Consider the following 21,152-nt stretch of genomic DNA (forward strand, 5'->3'; position numbering starts at 1 on the left):
CTTAAATAAAATGAGCCCGATACAATATCGAACTCATTTTTATAATTATTAATTTTTAATCTGTCCAAACTTTTGGGGGCAGTCTACTTTTGGAAGCTTTTTTTGTTTGATATATATTCAATACCATCATTTCTTGAAATATATTTTTTGACAACAATCGTGTGTATTATCAATTAACTTTTAGTGAAATTGATGTTCGAGATAATAATTGCAAAAATAATAACGGCAATTCCAGTCCATTGAATGGCTAAAACTTGTTCTTGTAAAACGATGAATGCCATGGTTACAGAAACGGGTAATTCTATAGAAGCAACAATACTTCCTAATCCTAAACCTGTATTTGGAAAACCTTTGTTTAATAAAATAGGAGGTAAAACTGTTCCAAATAAGGATAAAAACAATCCCCATGTATAGAAAATTTTCAGGTTGAGAGGATGTATTCCAGTTTTATCATCAGAAAAATTACGGTATAAACTCATTAAACTCTCTGAATAATAAGGTCCTAATTGGCTAAAAAACACAAATAATGCAACAATTATTCCTCCTCCATACAGCATATACAAACTTTTTTTGTAAGGAGGTAAATAATTCGCCATACTATTTGAAGTAAACATGGTTGTGGTAAATGAACAAGCTGCTAAGAACCCCCAGAATAATCCTTTTGGATTTAATTCTACGTCTTGGTTAATTAAGTTTGTAGCCATTGCGGTACCAATTAATACCAAAATCATAGCGATTAATTTTTTGGCCGAAGGAAATTTTTTAGTCAATATACTTTCCACCAAAATACTCAACCAAACTGTTTGCATCAACAGTACGATTGCAATTGATACATTGATATATTGAACTGATAAATAATAAAATAAACTCGTAAAACCTAACGATGTTCCTGCTAAAATAAGCCGTTTTTTATCTTTCGGTTTTACTTTTGGAATTGAGTTATTTTTATTCGCCATAATCAAATTAATAATCAATAAGGATATAATTCCTAAAACAAATTGTGAAGCTGTAACTTCTGCTGTCGTGTAGCCTTGATCGTAAGCGACTTTTACAAAAGTGGCAAGCATTCCGTAGAAGCTTGCGCCCATAGCGACAAACAAAACTCCCTTCAATAAATTTTTATTTTCCATAATTTTTTTTCACAAAAAAGGCTTGATTTTTTTAATCAAGCCGTGCAAGTTACTATATTTTTCACGAACTAAAAAAGTCCATTAATTTCTCCTTCTATCTTGTTGAAGATGAAACCTAAATCTTCTTTGTTTTCTACAAAATCTAAATGATCTACATCAATAACTAAAACTTTTCCTTCTTTGTAATTCGAAATCCATTTGTCATATTTATCATTCAAACGACTCAAATAATCAATACTAATAGAGTTTTCGTAATCACGGCCACGTTTCTGAATTTGAGCTACCAAAGTCGGAATAGAAGCTTTTAGGTAAATTAATAAATCAGGTGCTTCAACAAAACTTGTCATTAAGTTGAAAACACGCAAATAGTTATTGTAATCTCGTGTAGACAAAAGTCCCATATCATTTAAGTTGCTCGCAAAAATATGCGCATCTTCATAAATAGTACGGTCTTGGATAATATCTTTACCACTTTCTCTAATTTCTTTCACTTGATTGAAACGACTTCCTAAAAAGTAAATTTGCAAATTGAACGCCCATTTTTCCATATCATTGTAAAAATCATCCAAATAAGGATTCATTTCTACATCTTCAAATTGAGCTGTCCAGTTGTATTGTTTTGCTAAAAGATTTGTTAGAGTAGTTTTTCCTGCTCCAATATTTCCTGCGATCGCGATATGCATTTTCCAATTATTTTAACGATTGCAAATATACTAAAGCTTAATTTTCAAAACAAAATCTAAGCTGTTAACTCATAGAAAAATCTTTTATTAGAAAAAAATTATTCCGATTGATTTATGTGTTTTTATTCAAAAGAAATTAAAATTAATCTTTTGATTTGAGGAAACTTACAAGCAGTTGTTTTGATTTAAATTATTGATTATTAGTTGTTTTTATTTTAATATTTCGTAATTTTTTACCCTATTTCCATCAAACGTATAAAAGTTAGTTTCGTTAAAAGCCATACTTTTAATGTTTTTCAATTCTATAAGTGTAGTTGAATTTTGATTGATGATATTTTTCGAAATTAGCATATTGTCTTTTATGTAAAAAATAACATCTTTATAAAAATAGTAAGCGGAATCTTTGATATTTATCTCAAAATTAGATTTAAAATTACCATAATCATCATAGATGTAAATTGTTTGTTGACTTTTTAAGTAAACTAAATTTTTATATACATGAATTTTTTCAATGGATTGATCGTTATTTTTCAAATAAATCTGCTTTGAAATTAGAATAGGTTTCTGCAATTGATAATTAAAATAAACCAATTTATTTCCGATAATATCATAAAACCAACAAAATTGATTGTCAACCACTTTTAATGCAATTGGCATATAATCGGTCGATTTTAATTGAATCATATCTTGAATAGAGTTAAGATTCTCATCCAAAATGGTGATTTGATTAAAATTTGAATAGATATAAGTTCTTAACGGATTTCCTGTGTCAACAGTTGTGATTACATTTTTTAAATCAACAATGTTGTTTTTATTCGACTGAAATATTTTTTCAATTTTCGTATCCGAAATCAAATAGAGCGAATTATTAAGATCGGTATCAATTGTATTTACAGTTTTGTTATTGGTTATAAGCGAATCTTTCAACACAAATTTCTGCGCTAAAACATTTAAACATACCGTAACAAAAATGATGGATAAAATGGACTTCATTTACTTGAAAATTACTTCGTAACCAAATCTACAAATTGAGAGTAGGATTACCAAAATAAATATGCAACGAATGAATTTGTTTCCTTTGTTGATGGCTAATTTTGCTCCAATAAAACCACCTAAAGCATTACAAACAGCCATTGGTATAGCGATTTTCCAAATAATTTGTCCTTTGATTAAAAACAAACAAATCGAACCAAAGTTGGTAGCTAAGTTAATCAGTTTAGCATTAGTATTTGCTTTCAGGAAGTCCATTCCAAGTAATGTCACAAATCCTAAAATAAAAAATGTGCCCGTAGCAGGACCAATAAAACCATCATAAAAACCAACAGCAATACTTACGATACAACCATTTATAATTGCGTTATGATAGGGGATTTTGCGTTCAGTTGCTTGGCCAAAATCTTTTTTGAAAATGGTATAAATAGCCAGAATGATTAAAATGACAAGTAAAACAGGTTTCATGAAATCGTTGTCAATAACCGTCAATAATTGCGAACCTAAAAATGCAGAAATAAAGGCACAAGTTGCCATGATAGCAAAGAGTTTCCAATCTATTTTTACTTTCTTTAAATATTGAGAAGTCGCTAAAGCTGTTCCACTAAATGCAGGAATTTTTAGTGTTCCGATAACCGTAGAAACGGGTAAATTTGGTAAGAAAGCCAGCGATAAAGGTGTTTGGATTAAACCACCTCCACCAACAATAGAGTCGATAAAGCCAGCAAAAAATGCAGCAGTACACAGATAAAATAGAATTTCGATTTCCAAAACTGAAAAATTTTGGCAAAGGTAAAACTTGAAACTTGAATTAGATGTGTTTTGAAATTTTATTTTGTGACCACGATGAGATTCGAACTCATACTGTCAGAACCGGAATCTGATATTCTATCCATTAAATTACGCAGCCTAATAAAATATTGACAAATATAGATAAATAGAGAGATATATTTAAATTACTTGTCTGAAATTTCGATGTTGAGTTGCTGTAAAATAATCTCGAAAAATTTGATTAATTTCTTCATTTGATTTTGAGGCTTTTATACCAAGCTGTGGATAAATTGATATGATATGTTGTGTAATCTGTGCTACGGTCTCAATTCCAAAAGCATGAATTTCAGTGTCTATTTTATCTAAAATAAAAGAATTATTGGCTAATAAATCTTCTATATGTTTAGCATATTCATTAGATTTTGACGTACAGTTTTTTAGAAATTTATCAAAGTTAGAAAGTTGATTTGAAGGTATAATTTCTATACTTTTTTCAATAAAATGTTCCGCCATTCCGATATAATTAACCAATAAAGTTAAATCTGCAAAAATTCTAAATGGCACTTTTTCGACTAAATCATCACTGTAAAAATGATTGTAAATAAAGCTATAATCTTGATGAACGACTTGATTTTTAACCTCGAAACTATGAGAGGAAGTTGCAATCATCCCCATTGATTTCCATGTCGAAATTAATTGTACTTGTGATTTATCTAAAATGAAAGAGATGAATTTTGGCTCATTGTTTTCATCAAGAACTTCTTTTCCTTTCTCTAAAATTTTCGCATTTATCGTAAAATGAGTGAGGTAAGGTGCGCCAGTTGCATAATGCCACAAACCATTTATGATATAATTTTCTCCTATCTTTTCTGCCGTACCTCCCAACATACCACTACCGCCGAAACAAGTTTTTTGAGTAGAAAATAAATCAAATGCAATATTGGGTTGAAGATTTCTTGAGAAATAATTTGCGCCACTACATAAGGTAACAAACCAGCCTAAACTTCCATCAATTTTAGCAACTGATTGAAGAATTTTTAATCCTTCGGAAAAAGGTAACCCAAGTCCGTTGTATTGTTTTGGCACCCAGATATTCAACCAATTCTGATTGTAAATATAATCGAGAACCGTTTGGTTGAACGTTTCTTTATTCAATAATTCTTTTCGAAGTGAATTGATATTATGCATTGTTTTGGTTTAAAATTTTCTTCCAATTAAAATATCCAGAAATGGCAACGCAGAATAAAATCAAGGATAAAACAGCGTATAGGTACAAATCTTTGTGAATCATCAACGGGATAGAAATAATATTACTAATGTTAAGAAGAATCCAATTTTCGAGTTTTCGTTTTGCCATCAACCACATGCCTGCCCATGCAAATGCACTAACCAAAGAATCCCAAATAGGAACATCCGAATCTGTGAAATGCGTTAATACCAAATAAAATATTCCGAAACTACCTAAGACGATTCCTGAAACAATTTTCCATTCTTTTTTATTGGTTTTTGTAATTTCTATTTCGTGAGTTTGTTTTCCGTATTTCCAATACAACCAACCATAAATACTCATTATCAAATAATAAATATTTAACGTAAATTCGGCATATAGCTTCGAATTAAACATGACGAAAAGTGTCAAAATAATCCCAGCAATTCCGAAAAGATAATTTTTAGGATTATTAAATCTCGCCAAAAGGACTTGAAAAATTGAAAAAGTAACACCCAGCCATTCTAACCAAGTAGTTTGTAAAATAATTTCCTTCATCATAATTTTTTTGTTGATGAGGAGATAGAAGTTATTGCTAACATCAATCCCTCCGCCAGTATTACCTGGATCAGGTGTAGAACAAAATGTTCTTGGGTATATTCTCAGCCAATTTTTAGCACCCCATTGAATTGCGAAGATGGAAAGATCTGTAGAGATTTCCAAAAGAAAAGGTTAAAAAATTAATCGTTTAATAATTCTGGACGTTTAGATTTTGATAAAGTTAAGATAACTAAATTGTATGAATCTTTTATCCATTGTTTTAGTTGAGTATCTTTTACATCTTGGTTGATTTTTACAGTATTCCAATGTTTTTTGTTCATGTGATATCCTGGATTTACTGCTTCATAAATTGATCTTAATTCTATTGCTTTATCAGGATCACATTTAATATTTACTGAATCAAATTCATCAATATTACACAAACAAAACATTTTACCCGCAATATAGAAAACCAGTGTCGCTTGATCAAAAGGAAATTTTTCTTCTACCAAAGGTAACCCTAAACAAAAATCTCTTAACTCTTCAATGTGCATCGTTTAACAATTTTTAAGTAAGGTACAAATAAAACGAAAACGACCTTGCAAACAAGGTCGTTTTCTATAAAATATGAAATGTAACTGCAATTAGTTGACATCCCACCAAACACGCGTATTGATATCGTCAGCTCCCATTTGTTGAATGGCCTGTTGGTAGCCTTCAGGGTTGTAATTTCTGACACTTGTTGGATAAAGTAAACGTCGAGGCATTTTCTGATCATTCAACATCGTTGAAGTTTTTGGTAGAGTAGGGAATCCTGTACGTTTATATTCAAACCATTGTTGGTAATCAGTAAAGAACAAAGCAAAATATTTTTGTTCGATAATACGTTCTAAAGAATTATTGTATTTTATTTTTTCGTGTTCTAAGAATTCTGTAGTGGGCTCGGAGTTTGTCCACAAAACGACAGCTGCTCTAACAGCATTTTCATAATGTGTTTTTGCATCGCCACCTAATCCTTTTTGAGCAATTTCGGCTTTAATAAATTCTACTTCTGCATAAGTCATCAACGGAATTTTCATAGGTGCAACAACAATTGCATTATTCGGTGATGAAGGATTGAATTTAAAATCTGAACTATTTCCTTCATAAGCAGCAGGAACACCCTTATAACCTAATGAAGAACCATCAAGATTAGAAGCTTTGTTCACTAAAAATGGTAAACGAGGATCGTTTGTTTCGTTCATTTTATCTACAAAAAATTCGGTAAATGTACGACTATCTCTATAATCTTGTTCTCTTGGCCAAGGCGATAAACTTGGTGCTAAACCAGAAATTTGTAGGATAGCAGATTCAGATTCAGTTTCGAAAACTGGATAAGTTGTCGGATTGTCGATCATTTTTTTGATCTCTGTTAATGCAGAAGCGTCACGATTAGAGATTCTTAGCAATAATCTCATTTTTAATGAATTGGTGAATTTTTTCCAACGTGTAATATTGATATTTTTTTCACTGCTTGGGAATAATATATCACTACCATATTTTAATCCCAAATTAGTCACATATAACTGATTTGCTTGTTCTAAATCGTTTATTAATTGGTTGTAAATATCTTCTTGACGATCAAATTTTGGTTTTGTAATTCCTTCTTCTGCTTTTGCAGCTTCAGAAAAAGGAACGTCACCAAACATATCAGTTAAATTAGAAATAACTAATGAACGTAATGTAAGCGCGATTGCCTCGTAATTTACATCTCCTGCTTTTTGAGAAACTTTTAGCATTTCTTCTAAATTTACCAAATTTTTATACGCATTATTCCAAGTAGAATTACCTGTTCCATTGGTTACGTCGTAGCGATGAAGTCCCATTGCATTACTTGGATAAGGAAAATGAACTTGCATTAATTGCGCTGTGATATCGTAGTTTTTTAATACGTTGTTTTCTGCTAAATCATAAATAACAGGATTTAAAACTGAACCAGAATTTATTTCAGTGATTAAGTTAGGATCTTCGTTAGCTTTCTCAAAATCATTTGTACAAGAGAAAGTAGTTGATATAATGGTTAAGGCGAAAAATAGTTTGATTGAAATCTTTTTCATTTTAATAAATTGAATGTTGTAAATTATAACGAAGCTTTTAATGTAATTCCGTACGTTGCAGTTGAAGGCATTTGTCCCATTTCAACTCCAGGAACATATGTACTTCCGTTTAATGATGCTGTTTCAGGGTCGTATAAAGGGAAATCACTAATAGTAAATAAATCGCGGCCATATACAGTTAGAGATAAAGCTTCTAAACCTGTTTTAGATAATAATCGTTTAGGGAAATCGAACGTTAAACTAACATCTCTTAATTTTAAATATGATGCATCGAAAGAGTTAGATTCGACGTTTGCTCTTCGGTTATATTCTTTATAATAAGTCGCTACATCAGTTTTTGTTGTATTCTGAGAATAAGTTCCATCAGGGTTTAAAACTACTCCATCACCAATGATAAAACCATCTTCTCGACCTGGTAAAGAATCAGCTAATTTTCCTTGTTCCATCATTTTGTGATATGTTTGAGAATAAACAATTCCACCATATTGACCATCTAAAGTAAAACTGAATCGGAATGTTTTAAATTTGATTTCGTTTGTGAATCCTGCTCTCCATTTTGGTGTAGCGTCACCAACATATTCATTCAGTCCATTTTTGATTGGAACACCAGTTTTTGCATCATAGATAATTTGTCCAGCTTCATTGCGAACAAATTTTTCTCCATACAAAGCAGTAGAAGAACCTCCGACTTTCGCAATTTGATAAACCGTTCCTGATTGTCCTAAAATCATTTGATCATCCTCAATTCCTTCTACCAAAGATTTTACTGTGTTTTCATTTTTAGTCCAAGTTCCAGTCATTTTCCAGCTGAAATCATTTGTTTTAATTGGTGTATATGAAGCAGCTAACTCAATTCCTCGGTTTTCAATTTCACCACCATTTACAACTCTTTTCGAGTATCCAGTTGTGATATCATTTGGTAATTCGAAGATTTGATTTTTTGTACTTTGTTGGTAAAGTGTAAAATCTATACTTAATCTTTTCTTGAATAATAATGCTTCAAAACCAGTTTCCCAAGATGTAGTAGATTCTGGTTTGATATCTGGATTAAATAATCTTCCTGGAACAACTGCAGATCCAGCAAAATCGCTTTGACTATAATATCTACTTGTCCATCCTGTTGTACCTCCGTTACCAACTTTCGCAAATGATAATCGATATTTTAAATAGTTGACAGGTCCTTTTATTTTGAATAGATCTGATAAAATAAAACTTGATGAAACAGAAGGGTAAAAGAAAGAACTGTATTTTAACGCTACAGAAGAGTTCCAATCATTACGACCTGTGATATCGACAAATATCATGTCTTTCCAGCCAAAAGATGCCATACCATATAATGAATTTTCTTTTAAATTTGAATCATACGTTCTTGCAAAAGGAGAAGTTAAGCCATTTGCGAGTTTGTACACTCCAGGCGATGCTAATCCATCAACCCATGCGGTTAAATTTCTGTATTCATAATTTTTTCTATTACCTCCAATATTCGCACTGAAACCGAAATCACCCCACTTATCTGTATAGTTCATTAAGAAATCGATATTTGTTTCTGTCTTAGAAATATCTTGTCTTTTGTAATATCCATTTGGTGTACGATTCATATCAAACGGACGTTTTTGTTCGCGCAATTGTGTATAGGTATTAATGGCAGGACGTAACATTAAACTTAACTTGTTACTCAACTTGAAATCAGCTCTAATATTTCCGACAAGTTGATTGCTACTCATAGGATTAACCGCTTCGTAAGCAATTGCGTAAGGATTATCCATATACGAACTAAAAGGACGAATTATTTTTACACCATCATAATTATTTTTCCAAATTGGTTTGTACCAATTCAAATCTACGTTTGGATTTTGAAAAATCATGAAATATGCAATCGAACCATTGTTGTAACCCGTTCCTGGTAAGTTGTCACTCGTTTTACGAGTATAGTTTAATGCAGTCGATACTTTGATGCGATCACTTACTTGATAATTACCATTTATTGCAGCAGTGTAGTTTTCGTAGCCTGTATTTGGCATAATCCAACTATTTTTTTGATGTCCAATAGAAGCTCTAATACTTCCTTTGTCATCACCACCCGAAAGAGTTACAGCATTGCTAAACGTAAAACCTGTTTCCCAAAAACTTTTTCTGTTGTCTTTGTATGGACGCCACAGCGTTCGTTCAAGGCCTTGTTTTTCTAAATTTGGATCGTATTGATAGAAATATTGACCATCAAATTTTGGTCCAAAAGCAGATGATGTACTTCCTGTGTTTGGTCCATCCTCAGAAGCTTGGTACGAGTAATATGGATTACCATTTTTGTCAAAACTTTTTCCCGCTCCTTGTCCATATTCGTATTGAAAATCTGGCCAATTATTTATAACATCTATTGCAACAGTTGATTTATATTCTAAGCCTAATTTTTTTCCTTTTTTACCAGATTTAGTTGTGATGATTAAAGCTCCATTTGCAGCTTTATTTCCATATAAGGCAGCAGCGGCAGGTCCTTTTAAAACGGTTACACTTTCGATGTCAGATTGGTTAATATCAGAAATTCCATTTCCAAAATCAATCGGAGAATCATCACCCATATAAGCAGTGCTATTTCCAGATGATGTCATTTCAGTACTCATCGGAACGCCATCAATTACTATTAATGCATAGTTTTTAGATTGATCAATAGAGTTTGCTCCACGTAAAATAATTTGTTGTGAATTAATTGGTCCATTACCACCCGAAATAATATTTAGACCAGCAACTTTTCCTTTTAATCCAGAAGACCAGTTATTTGCTTCCGCGGTAGCAAGTTCCTCCGAACTTATATTTTGTTGCGCAAATCCTAATTTTTTTTGTTCACGTTTTATTCCCAAAGCCGTTACAATAACCTCATTCAATTGGTTGGCTTCTTCTTGTAAAGTTACTTTTACTTGAGAACTATCTTTTGGCGAATATTCGACATATTTGTGTTGAGAAGAATTAATGATTAAAGTTGGCTGTGCAACATTTGTCGCTAAAAATTCAAAAAAACCATTTTCATCTGTAAATGTTTTGTATGAAGTTCCTTTGATGATTATCTCTACATCAGCTAAACCAAACCCATTTTGATCAATGATTTGACCTTTTATTGGGTTTTGATAGTGCGAAATAGATAGATGAGAAATTGTATTATCGTAAGTTTTAGCATTGGCGTGTAAACTTAAAAATCCACCAAGTAGGAGTAGTGGTAATTTTAATTGCTTCATATCTATGGAAATAAATTGTTTATGTGTTAAAAATTTTAACAAAACTAATTCATCTATTTGTGAAGTTGTTTAACTTAGGATTAAGAGATTTTTAAGTTAACATTACTAAAATAGAGGGTTTGAAGATGTTTTTACATTGAAGTAAAGGTTTGTTGATTTTAATTTAACGTAAATAAATTTCATATTTTTTTATCAAAAAAAGCCACTCCAAACGAAGCGGCTTATCAAGATATCTAAAGACTTGTTATTTAATTACTTCAAAAGAAGATTTTTCTATGAATGTGTTTCCGTATAAATCTGTTGCACGAACTTCTATTTGATGTGTGCCAACTTGTAATTTATTAGGTAAACGAACCGACCAAATATGTGTTGAAATTTCTGGAGCAGAAGGTCTATTTCCTATATTAGTAATTTCGGCCTTATCAATTCTTACTATTGTTTCCATGTAATTATAATCAACCGTCGGATCCCACTTCATTTTTTTCCATTCACCATTATTCACTCTATATTCAACTGTATTCGATTCGTGTCCCATAAAAAAGTTAGCATAAAGAAACGCACGATTACGCTTTCCTTCTTTTACTTTTTGGGTATGGTACAAATCTATTTGACGCTCTTTTTTATCATTTGCTACCTTATAGTCAAATTTATATTGATTGCCATCTACATGTAAAAATGCATAACCTTTTGGCGTTCCATCTCGCATTGTAGAAGTCGGCACTCCTTTTGCATCTTTTGGACCAGAATACCAATCGCCCGAAGTAGTTCCAACATTATATTCATGATGAGGTTTTTCTTGTTGCCAACCATCATTATTTGCATAATAAATTTGCTCTTGATAGTGCGTATGTGCTGACATTGAAACCGTATTTGGGTATTCTTTCAACAAGCCGAATAATTGATTTCTATCCTCAGGACGTATATTTCGTAAAGGAATATGAAAGGCTAAAACGATTAAGTGATCTTTTGGAACAAATTTTAAATCATTTTTGATAAATTCTAATTGATCAGGACGAAATCCTCCCCAATAACTTTTTCCATCACGAGGATCTGGATACAAAATATCATCTAATACTATAAAATGCGCTTTACCTATCGTATAAGAATAGTTGTTTGGGCCAAAATTTTTCTCGTATGTTTCATCAGAATATCGATCTTCTTTTGCATCATAATTCATGTCATGGTTTCCCATTACATTGTACCATGGCAAACCAACTTTCGATACAGCCTTGATATAAGGTGGATGAAGATCTAAATCATCACCTACTAAATCCCCCAACGAAATCCCAAATTCCATTCCTTTGATTCCTTTTACATCATCAATAATTCCTTTCGAAAAATACTCGATTTCTTCTTGTGTGTAAGCTTGTGGATCTCCAAATATGACAGCCGAAAATTTATCGTTTTCTTGTGTCGAGATTAATGCGAAATCTATGCTTTTTGGCGTTTTACCAGTTGGTGCAGATCCTGCAAATTCTAATTGAGGCGAACCGTTTGGTTTGTTAATATAAAAAAATTGAGGTTGGTTAAATTCGTTTGTCGGAACTTTATAATTGTTAGGTTTTACAACAAATAAAATGGTTTCATCATCTATTTCAATGTTGTATTCTCCCTTTTCATTTGTCGAAACAACCTGTTTTCCGTTACTAACTTGAACGTTAGCTAAGCGTTTTTCAGATTTATCAAATTTATTGTTTTGATTTTTATCTTCGTAAACGATTCCTTTTGCAATTTGTTGGGCGTGAACAGAAGTGAATAATCCTCCTAAAAATACCAGCGATAAAACTATTTTTTTCATGATGTGAATTTGTTTTGTAATGCTGCAAAATTCAGTATTTATTAGTTGTTTTGGATTAACACAATAATAAGTAAAGATTAAATTATGGTAAAAAATAAGTGCTAATGGAAATCTTTATATAGGGAATTATGAAGGTTGTGAATAGTTAAAATAAAAAATCGTTCAGAATTAATAATTCCGAACGATAATATGATAACATTTAATTTTAGATTCTTTGACGTAATATATTTTACCTAATTTGACATAGGTTTTAAGGATTTGTTCTAATTCTTTTTCAAGTTTAGCGTTTGAACTTATTTTATGATTAAATCTAACATAAGAAATGTCAAAAGCTGCACCAAAATTATGCGAACTGTCGTTGGATGATGCGTTTTTATTGATTCCTCTCAATCGATTTTGATCATGTAAAGTTCTTGTCATCGAAGTAACTACAAAAAAATTTTGTCCAGTTGTCTTTACAAAATCTCTTGCAATACTGCTCAAAATATCTCGACCTTTTGGAACAAGATAGGAATGACTATGCGTTAAATCGCCTACACGCCAGCCATAACCACGTTGTTTTATTTTGACTAATTTACCTTGGTTGATATATTTATTTAACATCTTATCTCCATCTATTAAGTCAAGTTTATGAGATTTTGCTGCATTCAGATGTTGAACATATTCTTTTGAAGGTTCTATGACTACTCGCTTTTGAGCATAACCAATAAAAGAATAGGAAACAAAAAACGCTATTAAAAATTGTTTCATGATTTTATCCTCTCTTGCAAAAATAGAAAAGAACTTTAATAAATTACATGGTTGTCGATTTAAATTGTTCTGGATTTCGAACGGTTACATGAAAACAACGTTGTCTATACTCTTTTATGTAGTAAATTTTTCCTTCATCTTGCAATTGTTTTAGAATAGCTTCTAAGTTGTCGCGATGTGTTTTACTGTACGTATATTTATTATTGAATTTTGTATAAGATAAATCGAACGATGCACCATAATTGTGTGTGCTTTCTCCTTTTGCAGCATTGCTATTAACTCGTCTCAAACTTGCTTGACTTTCCTCTGATCGAGTGAGAGAAGTTACCGCAATAGTTGCATTGTTTTCATCCAAAAATTTTGAAGCAATTTTTTCTAAAATAGTTTTTGCTTTAGTATTTAAAAATGCTTTGCTATGAGTTAATTTTTCGATTGTGTAACCATTTCCTTCTTCAGGAATTGCAACTAATTTTTTTGTACTCACTAATTCATCAATATCACTAAAACTCTTTACAAGCGGAACATTGAAGGACTCGGCAGCGATTAAATGATCGCTATAGGTCACTTTTTTTGTTGTGATAGAAGTAGTTGAAGACGCAGTGTTTTCTGCTAATAAATAACTTTCTTGACTTTGAGCAGATAGGTAAATTCCGCTAAAAAGGCAAGCAAGAGCAATTAATTTTTTCATTTTTTAAATTTATTACCTCACAAAATTAAAAGTTACAGTTTAATAAAGACTTGTTAAAAATTATAATGTTTAGGTAAATTTTCTTTAAAATTATCTTAAATAAGTTCTCTAATTGGCATTATTAGATAAGTTTAGAGGAAATTGATGTATTTCTCTTTCTACATATAATATCCTTAAAAATGAAGACAAATACATGATATCCTACTTATTTCCTTATTTTTGTACTTATTATTCATTTTTATTTTTAGACCTATTTATCAAATGGCAAAAGTTAAAGTTGGAATGGTACAAATGACTTGTACTAATAACAAACAAGAAAATTTAAACAAAGCAATCGAACAAGTAAAAGTTGCAGCAGCTAAAGGCGCTCAAATTGTATGTTTGCAAGAATTGTTTACCTCATTATATTTTTGTGATGTCGAAGATTATGATAACTTCGATTTAGCAGAAACGATTCCTGGTCCATCAACAGATGCGTTATCAGTAGTAGCAAAAGAATTAGGCGTGGTAATTATTGCTTCTTTATTCGAGAAACGTGCACAAGGTTTATACCACAACACCACTGCAATTTTAGATGCTGATGGCGAATATTTAGGAAAATACCGCAAAATGCATATTCCAGATGATCCAGCCTTTTATGAAAAATTTTACTTTACTCCAGGTGATTTAGGTTACAAAGTTTTTGAGACTAAATTTGGTAAAATTGGTGTTTTAATTTGTTGGGATCAATGGTATCCAGAAGCAGCTCGTATAACAGCTCTTAAAGGTGCCGAAATTTTATTTTATCCAACAGCAATTGGTTGGGCAACTGATCAGGATGAAGAAACAAACGTAGATCAATACAACGCTTGGCAAACTATTCAGCGTTCACATGCTGTAGCAAATGGTGTTCCTGTTATTTCGGTAAATCGTGTTGGTTTCGAGCAAGATGGTGCAATGAAATTCTGGGGAGGATCTTTCGCAACAAACGCTCAAGGGAAATTGTTGTATTTGGCATCTCACGAAAATGAAGAAACAGAAGTGGTCGAATTAGATTTGAACGAATCTGACTTTTTCCGCAAACATTGGCCTTTTTTAAGAGATCGTCGTATCGATTCATATCAGCCAATTACAAAACGTTTTTTAGACGAAGATTAAGATAATTCATGAAAAAAGTATTTTCTCTTGTCACATTGATTGGAACGTTTGCATTTGGTCAAATAAAACCAATTCAAATAGATTCTATTAATTCTCATCTTTACGTTTATCAAACGTTTAATTCATTTCAAGGCATTGATTATAATGCGAATGGAATGTTTTTGATCACTGATAAAGGAATTGTTTTGTTTGACGTACCTTGGCAAAAATCTCAGTATCAAACAATGAATGATCTTGTATTAGAGAAATATCATTTACCAGTTATTGCTGTTTTTGTCACACATTCACACGAAGATAGAGCAGGAGATTTGAGCTTTTATAATGATTTGAATATCCCAACATACGCTTCATCTTTCACTAATTCTATTTTAAAAAAGGAAGGTAAAGCAACTTCGAAATTTGAAATAGAATTAGGTAAAACCTATAGATTTGGTAAAGAAAAATTTGTCATCGAATATTTTGGACAAGGTCATACAGCAGATAATCTTGTGGTTTGGTTTCCGAAATATAAGGTTTTGAATGGAGGTTGTTTGATCAAAGGAGCAGATGCAAAAAATTTAGGTTATATTGGTGAAGCTAATGTTACTGAATGGCCAAAAACAGTTCAGAAATTAGTAACGAAACACCCAAAAATTAATCAAGTTATTCCAGGTCATGATAATTGGAAAGCAAATGGGCATATAGAAAATACGTTTAAACTTTTAGAAAAATAACAAAAATTGAACACTATAGATACAACTCAATTTCCTAAAGATTTAGGATATCGTTTTCCTGCTGAATGGGAAGAACATGAAGCAACTTGGTTATCTTGGCCGCATAAAGAAGAATCTTGGCCAGATAGAATTCATTTGATTTATCCTGCATATGCTGAATTTATCGCCGAGCTAACAAAAGGTGAAAAAGTTCGTATCAATGTAAAAGATGAAGAAATGAAAACATTTGCTTTGTCTTTTATCGAAAAAACAAATGCAGATTTAGCACAAATTGAATTTTATTTTAACGAAACAAATGATGCATGGTGTCGAGATCATGGCCCTGCTTTCTTGTTGAATAGAAATAATACAGATCACCCAAAAGTAATTGTAGATTGGGGATTTAATGCTTGGGGAGGAAAATATCCACCATTTGATAATGATGATGTCGTACCTACAAAAATTGGAGCAACTTTCAATCTACCTGTTTTTCATCCAGGAATTATTATGGAAGGTGGAGCGGTTGAGTTTAATGGAAAAGAGACATTGATGACATCAAAATCTTGTTTATTAAATAAAAATCGTAACCCAACGTATAATCAAGAACAAATTGAAGAGTTCTTACGTAATTATTACGGAGTTTCGCAAATCCTTTGGGTTGAAGACGGTATTGTTGGTGATGATACAGATGGACATATTGATGATACCATTCGTTTTGTAAACGAAGATACTGTTTTGGCAGTTGTTGAGACAGATGAAACGGATGATAATTACGAATTATTACAAGTAAATCTTCGTCAATTACAAGAAATGAAATTAGCAGACGGTCGTCCTTTAAATATTATCGAAATTCCTATGCCAGATGCTGTTTATTGCGAAGGTGAGCGTTTACCTGCTTCGTATGCAAATTTCTATATTGCAAATAAATCGGTTATTGTACCAACCTATCGTTGTGCAAAGGATGCAATTGCATTAGACATTATTCAGAAATGTTTTCCAAATCGTCAAGTTGTAGGAATTGATTCTACAGATATTATTTGGGGATTAGGATCTTTTCATTGTTTGAGTCAACAAGAACCAAAAGTTTAAAAGAATAAATTTTAGAATAAACTATAAAGCTGAGTTTAAAAACTTAGCTTTTTTTATACGATTGATTTTTATTTAAGTAATTATAAATCAGTTTGTTTTATTTTATTATTTCGGAAATGTAAAATGAAAAAGGTTAATTAGAAAATTTCTTTAAAAGGAATTTCAAGTTGAGTTCCGATTTTTTTATGGTTATTCTCAAGGTTAGAAATTGATACTCCTAATAACCGAACAGTTTTGTCGGATGAATATCCTTCTGCCAATAAATCATAACAGATTTGATCGAAAAGGTTTTTATTTTTTATTGAAAATGAAGCAGATCTACTTTTAGTTGAAACTGTAAAATCACTGTATTTTATTTTTATCGTAATTGTTCTTCCGTAAACAACTGTTTTTAGTGACCAATTCCAAACGTCTTCTATTAACGGAAATAAAGCAACTTGTAACTCCTCTAAATTCTCCAAATCTTTATTAAATGTAGTTTCAGAGCCTGATGATTTTCGAATTCTGGTCGGATTAACTTCCCTCAAATCTAATCCTCTTACAATATTATAATAGTATTGCCCCGATTTACCAAATTCTCGTAAGAGTTTTTCTAATTCAAGTTTTTTTAAATCCAAACCTGTATGTATTCCCATCATGCGCATTCGTTCTGCGGTCACTTTTCCTATTCCATGAAATTTTTTGATCGGAAGTTGTTCAATAAAACCTTCAGCCATTTTTGGCGTAATCACAAATAGTCCATCAGGTTTGTTGTAATCAGAAGCAATTTTAGCTAAAAATTTATTAAAAGAAACACCAGCAGAAGCAGTTAGATTTGTTCGTTGTTTGATTTTTTGTTTAATTTCATTCGCAATTTCAGTTGCAATATCAATGTTTTTATGATTTTGTGTAACATCCAAAAATGCTTCGTCTAATGATAATGGTTCAACCAAATCGGTGTATTCAAGAAATATTTCACGAATTTGATTTGAAACTTCTTTATAAACTTGAAATCGAGGTTTAACAAAAATTAAATGAGGACATTTTCGTTTTGCAACCACAGAAGACATTGCAGAACCAACTCCATATTTTCTGGCTTCGTAGCTTGCAGTCGCAATAACTCCACGTTCTTCATTTCCGCCGACAGCAATGCATTTTCCTCTTAATTCTGGAAAATCTCGCTGTTCAACAGAAGCAAAAAATGCGTCCATATCGATATGAATAATCTTACGCTGCATCTTGCAAAATTACTCGCTTTATTTTAAATGGTAGGTTTGAATAAATTTTTTTAAGTTTTTTTTATCCGCAACAATCGTTAAATAGTCACCTAATTCGATGGCAACATTTCGATCGGGATTATGAATCATTTTACCATTTCGTTCTATAGAAACAACAATTCCTTTTGCAGTATCTTTCACCCAACCAATTGTCTTGTGCTCCAATGCACAAAAATCTGAAGGAATTACGACTTTATCCAATGTGAAATTATCAGTATTTTTTAAATCATTATTTTCTGAAGGTGTTTCTCCAATAATGTCCAAATATTTTTCAAATCGTTGAATATATTCATCTGTTCCAATAATCCCAATTTTATCAAAAGGATATAAAACAGATTCAGAATTTGGTGTTTGTATAATTCTATCTCCTCGTTTGATATAAGCTATATTAATCTGAAATTTTGTTCGCCAATCTAATTCTCCTAATCGAACACCAACAAAGTTTGCATTTTGTGGAACAATCATATCCGAAATATGTGTATTATCCCATGTATATTGAAACTTCTCTTTCTTCTTTTTTTCTTGAATTCTTTTGCTTAAAATTTCTCGTTCATTTAAATTATAAATAAATTTTGTTTGAATATAATTATAGAATTGATTGAAAAATTTTGACAAAAAATACATCATAATCAATAAACCAATTGCTAAAATAATAGAAGCAAGCGTACTGGTTAAAAATTGATTGTAAATAAAAATAACAGCAACAATAACCAACACTAATCGAATAAAAATAATTGCAATGATGGGAGCGCGATTATAGTTAGATTCATCCCAAAATTCGCGTATAATTTCTCTCTTAGGACGATAGCCAATAATTGCCCAAATAAAAGGAATACATAATACAAAAGTTAGAATAAGACTAACTAAACTTGCTCCAAAATACGTAAACCAATCCATTAAAAAGAGTAAAAAATAGCTTTTTATAATAAGTGTAATTGCAATAATAATTATTCCATTGATAAAAATTGTACTGAACGTTTGCTTAATAATTTTATTCCATTTATTTTCATTTTGAATATGTTGCGTATCTGTTGAATATTTTTCAATTCCAATTATAAATTTTTGAGGTAAGATTTTCTCTAAAATTAAATAAACTTTGTCCGAAGATTTGATTAAATATGGAGTTGTAAACGTTGTTATAGCAGAAACACCAACAGCTACAGGAAACAGAAAATCACTTGTAACACCAAGAGAAAGTCCTAAACCAGCAACAATAAAGGCAAACTCTCCAATTTGAGCCATACTCATCCCTAATTGAACAGATTGTTTTAAGGGTTGTCCCGAAAGGATTGCACCTAAAGTAGTGAAAATTAATTTTCCGAAAATAGTCAACAATGTCACAATTAAAATTGACCATTTATGTTCGTACATCGAAACAGGATCGATCATCATTCCGATTGAAATGAAAAAAATTGTAGCGAAAAGATTTTTTACGGATTGAAAATTAAGTTCGATTTTTTCAGCATAAATAGTTTCTGCTAAAATAGATCCCATTACGAAAGCACCTAATTCTATCGAAAAACCTGATCTATCTGCAATATAAACCATCCCAAGACATAATCCAATTGAAATAATTAATAAAGTTTCGTCATCTAAATAATTTTTGATTGAACGTAAAAAGGTAGGAATGATAAAAATTCCACCAATAAACCATATTGCTAAAAAGAATCCTAATTTAACAAAAGAATTGATCAAATCGCTTCCGTCAAAATGTTGGCTAACGGCCATTGTAGAAAGCATAACCATTAATAAAATGACAACAATATCTTCTACAATCAGAATTCCGAAAACGACATTTGCAAACTTTTTTCGTTTCAAACCTAATTCTTCAAACGCTCTGATAATAATTGTTGTAGAAGAACTTGCTAATAAACCACCAAGAAAAATACTGTCCATTGTTGACCAGTTCATTAATCGCCCAACAAAATAACCAACAGTTACAATACATACAATTTCGACAATTGCTGTGACGGAAGCTGATCCACCAACGTTGAGTAATTTTTTGAAACTAAATTCGAGTCCAAGACTAAAAAGTAAAAATATCACACCAATTTTTGCCCAAATTTCAACGTTATGTTCTTCTGCAACTGTAGGAATATATTCGAAATGTGGCCCAACCAAAAAACCTGCAATAATATATCCCAAGACAAGTGGTTGATTGATGCGTTTAAAAATAAGCGTTGTCACAGCACCAACACAAAGAATTAATCCTAAATCAATAATGAGTTTTGGCAAGTGTTCTTCCATAAATTGCGTTTAATTTTTACTAATTTAATGTTTTTTAATGGATAAAATACTGCTTAATAATCGATTAAATTTTAATTTCTAATAATAAAAAAACTCACTAATTCTGATGAATTAGTGAGTTTGTATTTTGATAGTTTGAATTGTTTATAATGATATTTTTGCTAAATAAGAATCACCATCAGTTTTGATTTTTGTACAAGATAGTTGATGATATTCACACGCATTTTTTAACGTGTCAAAATCCAAATACAACCACTGAATAGGTTCTTCTTGTTCGCCTTTATAATGAACGGTGAAATCTAACTCGCCATAATAATTTCCATTGCTTGGAATCCATTTTCCGCCATCTTCATCTTCATCAAACATGTAAATAATATCCGTTCCATCAATCAAAACTTGACCATTTTCGTTCAATATTTTTTTTATTTTATCCAAGAAAACATTGATTAATACAAGGTTCTGAAAAATCCCTGTTCCGTTCATTAAAAATAAAATGGTATCAAATTTTTCAGTTTCATCTAATTCAAGAAAATTTTGAACTTTTACATTTTGGATACCTCTCAATAAACAGGCTTCTATTGCTTTGGGAGAAATATCAATTGCACTAACTTCTTTCTCTTTTTCTTGTAAGTAAAGTGAATGAGAACCCGCACCACAACCAACATCAAGGATTTTTCCATTCGCTAAATCCAACGCTTTTTGTTCTAAAACCGGCATCTCATCGTAACCTCGAAAGAGATAATCAATTGGCATAACATCTAATTCTGAAATAGATGTTTCAGTATACAAATCTTCGGGCGATTGATTGGTTTGATAATCTAAAATTGCTTGTCCGAAAAGGTCTTTCATGT

At 31.3% G+C, this 21,152-nt stretch carries 18 protein-coding genes and 1 tRNA gene; 3 read left to right on the top strand and 16 right to left on the bottom strand.

Annotation, left to right across the window (positions count from 1 at the left end):
• Positions 1-173: 173 nt before the first annotated feature.
• The 13 genes from HX088_RS05705 to HX088_RS05765 all read right to left on the bottom strand — a co-directional run bounded on the left by HX088_RS05705 (position 174) and on the right by HX088_RS05765 (position 13,880).
• Positions 174-1,130 carry a DMT family transporter gene (locus HX088_RS05705; RefSeq protein WP_225540071.1) on the bottom strand — a complete coding sequence of 319 codons (957 nt, stop codon included), beginning with the start codon at positions 1,128-1,130 and terminating at the stop codon, positions 174-176.
• Positions 1,131-1,198: 68 nt separating this feature from the next.
• Positions 1,199-1,813: a deoxynucleoside kinase gene (locus HX088_RS05710; RefSeq protein WP_225540069.1), complete on the bottom strand. Its 615-nt coding sequence runs from the start codon at positions 1,811-1,813 to the stop codon at positions 1,199-1,201.
• A 210-nt stretch (positions 1,814-2,023) separates the two neighbouring features.
• Positions 2,024-2,806 (bottom strand): hypothetical protein, encoded by a 783-nt coding sequence (locus tag HX088_RS05715; protein ID WP_286483650.1) that lies wholly within the window; start codon positions 2,804-2,806, stop codon positions 2,024-2,026.
• Positions 2,807-3,574: a sulfite exporter TauE/SafE family protein gene (locus tag HX088_RS05720; protein ID WP_286483651.1), complete on the bottom strand. Its 768-nt coding sequence runs from the start codon at positions 3,572-3,574 to the stop codon at positions 2,807-2,809.
• A gap of 67 nt (positions 3,575-3,641) precedes the next feature.
• A tRNA-Arg gene (locus HX088_RS05725) sits at positions 3,642-3,713 on the bottom strand.
• A gap of 41 nt (positions 3,714-3,754) precedes the next feature.
• Positions 3,755-4,762: an acyl-CoA dehydrogenase family protein gene (locus tag HX088_RS05730; RefSeq protein ID WP_260543452.1), complete on the bottom strand. Its 1,008-nt coding sequence runs from the start codon at positions 4,760-4,762 to the stop codon at positions 3,755-3,757.
• Positions 4,755-5,342 (bottom strand): nicotinamide riboside transporter PnuC, encoded by a 588-nt coding sequence (pnuC, locus tag HX088_RS05735; protein ID WP_171621637.1) that lies wholly within the window; start codon positions 5,340-5,342, stop codon positions 4,755-4,757. Before pnuC ends, HX088_RS05730 begins: the two co-directional genes overlap by 8 nt.
• A gap of 179 nt (positions 5,343-5,521) precedes the next feature.
• Positions 5,522-5,875, bottom strand: coding sequence for an MmcQ/YjbR family DNA-binding protein (locus HX088_RS05740; RefSeq protein ID WP_260543450.1), 354 nt, complete (start codon positions 5,873-5,875; stop codon positions 5,522-5,524).
• A 90-nt stretch (positions 5,876-5,965) separates the two neighbouring features.
• Positions 5,966-7,417, bottom strand: a complete 1,452-nt coding sequence (locus tag HX088_RS05745; protein WP_284583845.1) for a SusD/RagB family nutrient-binding outer membrane lipoprotein — start codon at positions 7,415-7,417, stop codon at positions 5,966-5,968.
• Positions 7,418-7,440: 23 nt separating this feature from the next.
• Positions 7,441-10,644, bottom strand: a complete 3,204-nt coding sequence (locus HX088_RS05750) for a SusC/RagA family TonB-linked outer membrane protein (RefSeq protein ID WP_286483652.1) — start codon at positions 10,642-10,644, stop codon at positions 7,441-7,443.
• Between the two features lie 244 nt (positions 10,645-10,888).
• Positions 10,889-12,442, bottom strand: a complete 1,554-nt coding sequence (locus HX088_RS05755; RefSeq protein ID WP_286483653.1) for a calcineurin-like phosphoesterase C-terminal domain-containing protein — start codon at positions 12,440-12,442, stop codon at positions 10,889-10,891.
• 168 nt (positions 12,443-12,610) lie between these two features.
• Positions 12,611-13,192: a DUF5715 family protein gene (locus HX088_RS05760; RefSeq protein ID WP_188318974.1), complete on the bottom strand. Its 582-nt coding sequence runs from the start codon at positions 13,190-13,192 to the stop codon at positions 12,611-12,613.
• Positions 13,193-13,235: 43 nt separating this feature from the next.
• Positions 13,236-13,880 (bottom strand): DUF5715 family protein, encoded by a 645-nt coding sequence (locus HX088_RS05765; RefSeq protein WP_286483654.1) that lies wholly within the window; start codon positions 13,878-13,880, stop codon positions 13,236-13,238.
• A gap of 261 nt (positions 13,881-14,141) precedes the next feature.
• Between HX088_RS05765 and HX088_RS05770 the strand changes: the two genes are divergently transcribed.
• From HX088_RS05770 to HX088_RS05780, 3 genes are read left to right on the top strand one after another with little or no spacing between them, the layout of a single operon-like run.
• Positions 14,142-15,017 carry a carbon-nitrogen hydrolase gene (locus tag HX088_RS05770; RefSeq protein ID WP_171621644.1) on the top strand — a complete coding sequence of 292 codons (876 nt, stop codon included), beginning with the start codon at positions 14,142-14,144 and terminating at the stop codon, positions 15,015-15,017.
• Positions 15,018-15,025: 8 nt separating this feature from the next.
• Positions 15,026-15,730, top strand: a complete 705-nt coding sequence (gene blaEBR / locus HX088_RS05775) for an EBR family subclass B1 metallo-beta-lactamase (protein WP_286483655.1) — start codon at positions 15,026-15,028, stop codon at positions 15,728-15,730.
• A 6-nt stretch (positions 15,731-15,736) separates the two neighbouring features.
• On the top strand, positions 15,737-16,798 hold the full coding sequence (locus HX088_RS05780) for an agmatine deiminase family protein (RefSeq protein WP_225541613.1): 1,062 nt from the start codon (positions 15,737-15,739) through the stop codon (positions 16,796-16,798).
• Positions 16,799-16,935: 137 nt separating this feature from the next.
• On the opposite strand, the gene dinB is transcribed toward HX088_RS05780, so the two are convergent.
• The 3 genes from dinB to HX088_RS05795 form a co-directional block, all read right to left on the bottom strand.
• Positions 16,936-18,015 (bottom strand): DNA polymerase IV, encoded by a 1,080-nt coding sequence (gene dinB / locus HX088_RS05785; RefSeq protein WP_284583838.1) that lies wholly within the window; start codon positions 18,013-18,015, stop codon positions 16,936-16,938.
• An 18-nt stretch (positions 18,016-18,033) separates the two neighbouring features.
• Positions 18,034-20,301, bottom strand: a complete 2,268-nt coding sequence (locus HX088_RS05790; RefSeq protein WP_286483656.1) for a cation:proton antiporter domain-containing protein — start codon at positions 20,299-20,301, stop codon at positions 18,034-18,036.
• A 144-nt stretch (positions 20,302-20,445) separates the two neighbouring features.
• Positions 20,446-21,150, bottom strand: coding sequence for a class I SAM-dependent methyltransferase (locus tag HX088_RS05795; RefSeq protein WP_286483657.1), 705 nt, complete (start codon positions 21,148-21,150; stop codon positions 20,446-20,448).
• Positions 21,151-21,152: the final 2 nt, after the last annotated feature.

The organism is Empedobacter sp. 225-1 (assembly GCF_030328185.1).
In the GTDB taxonomy this organism is placed as follows: domain Bacteria; phylum Bacteroidota; class Bacteroidia; order Flavobacteriales; family Weeksellaceae; genus Empedobacter; species Empedobacter stercoris.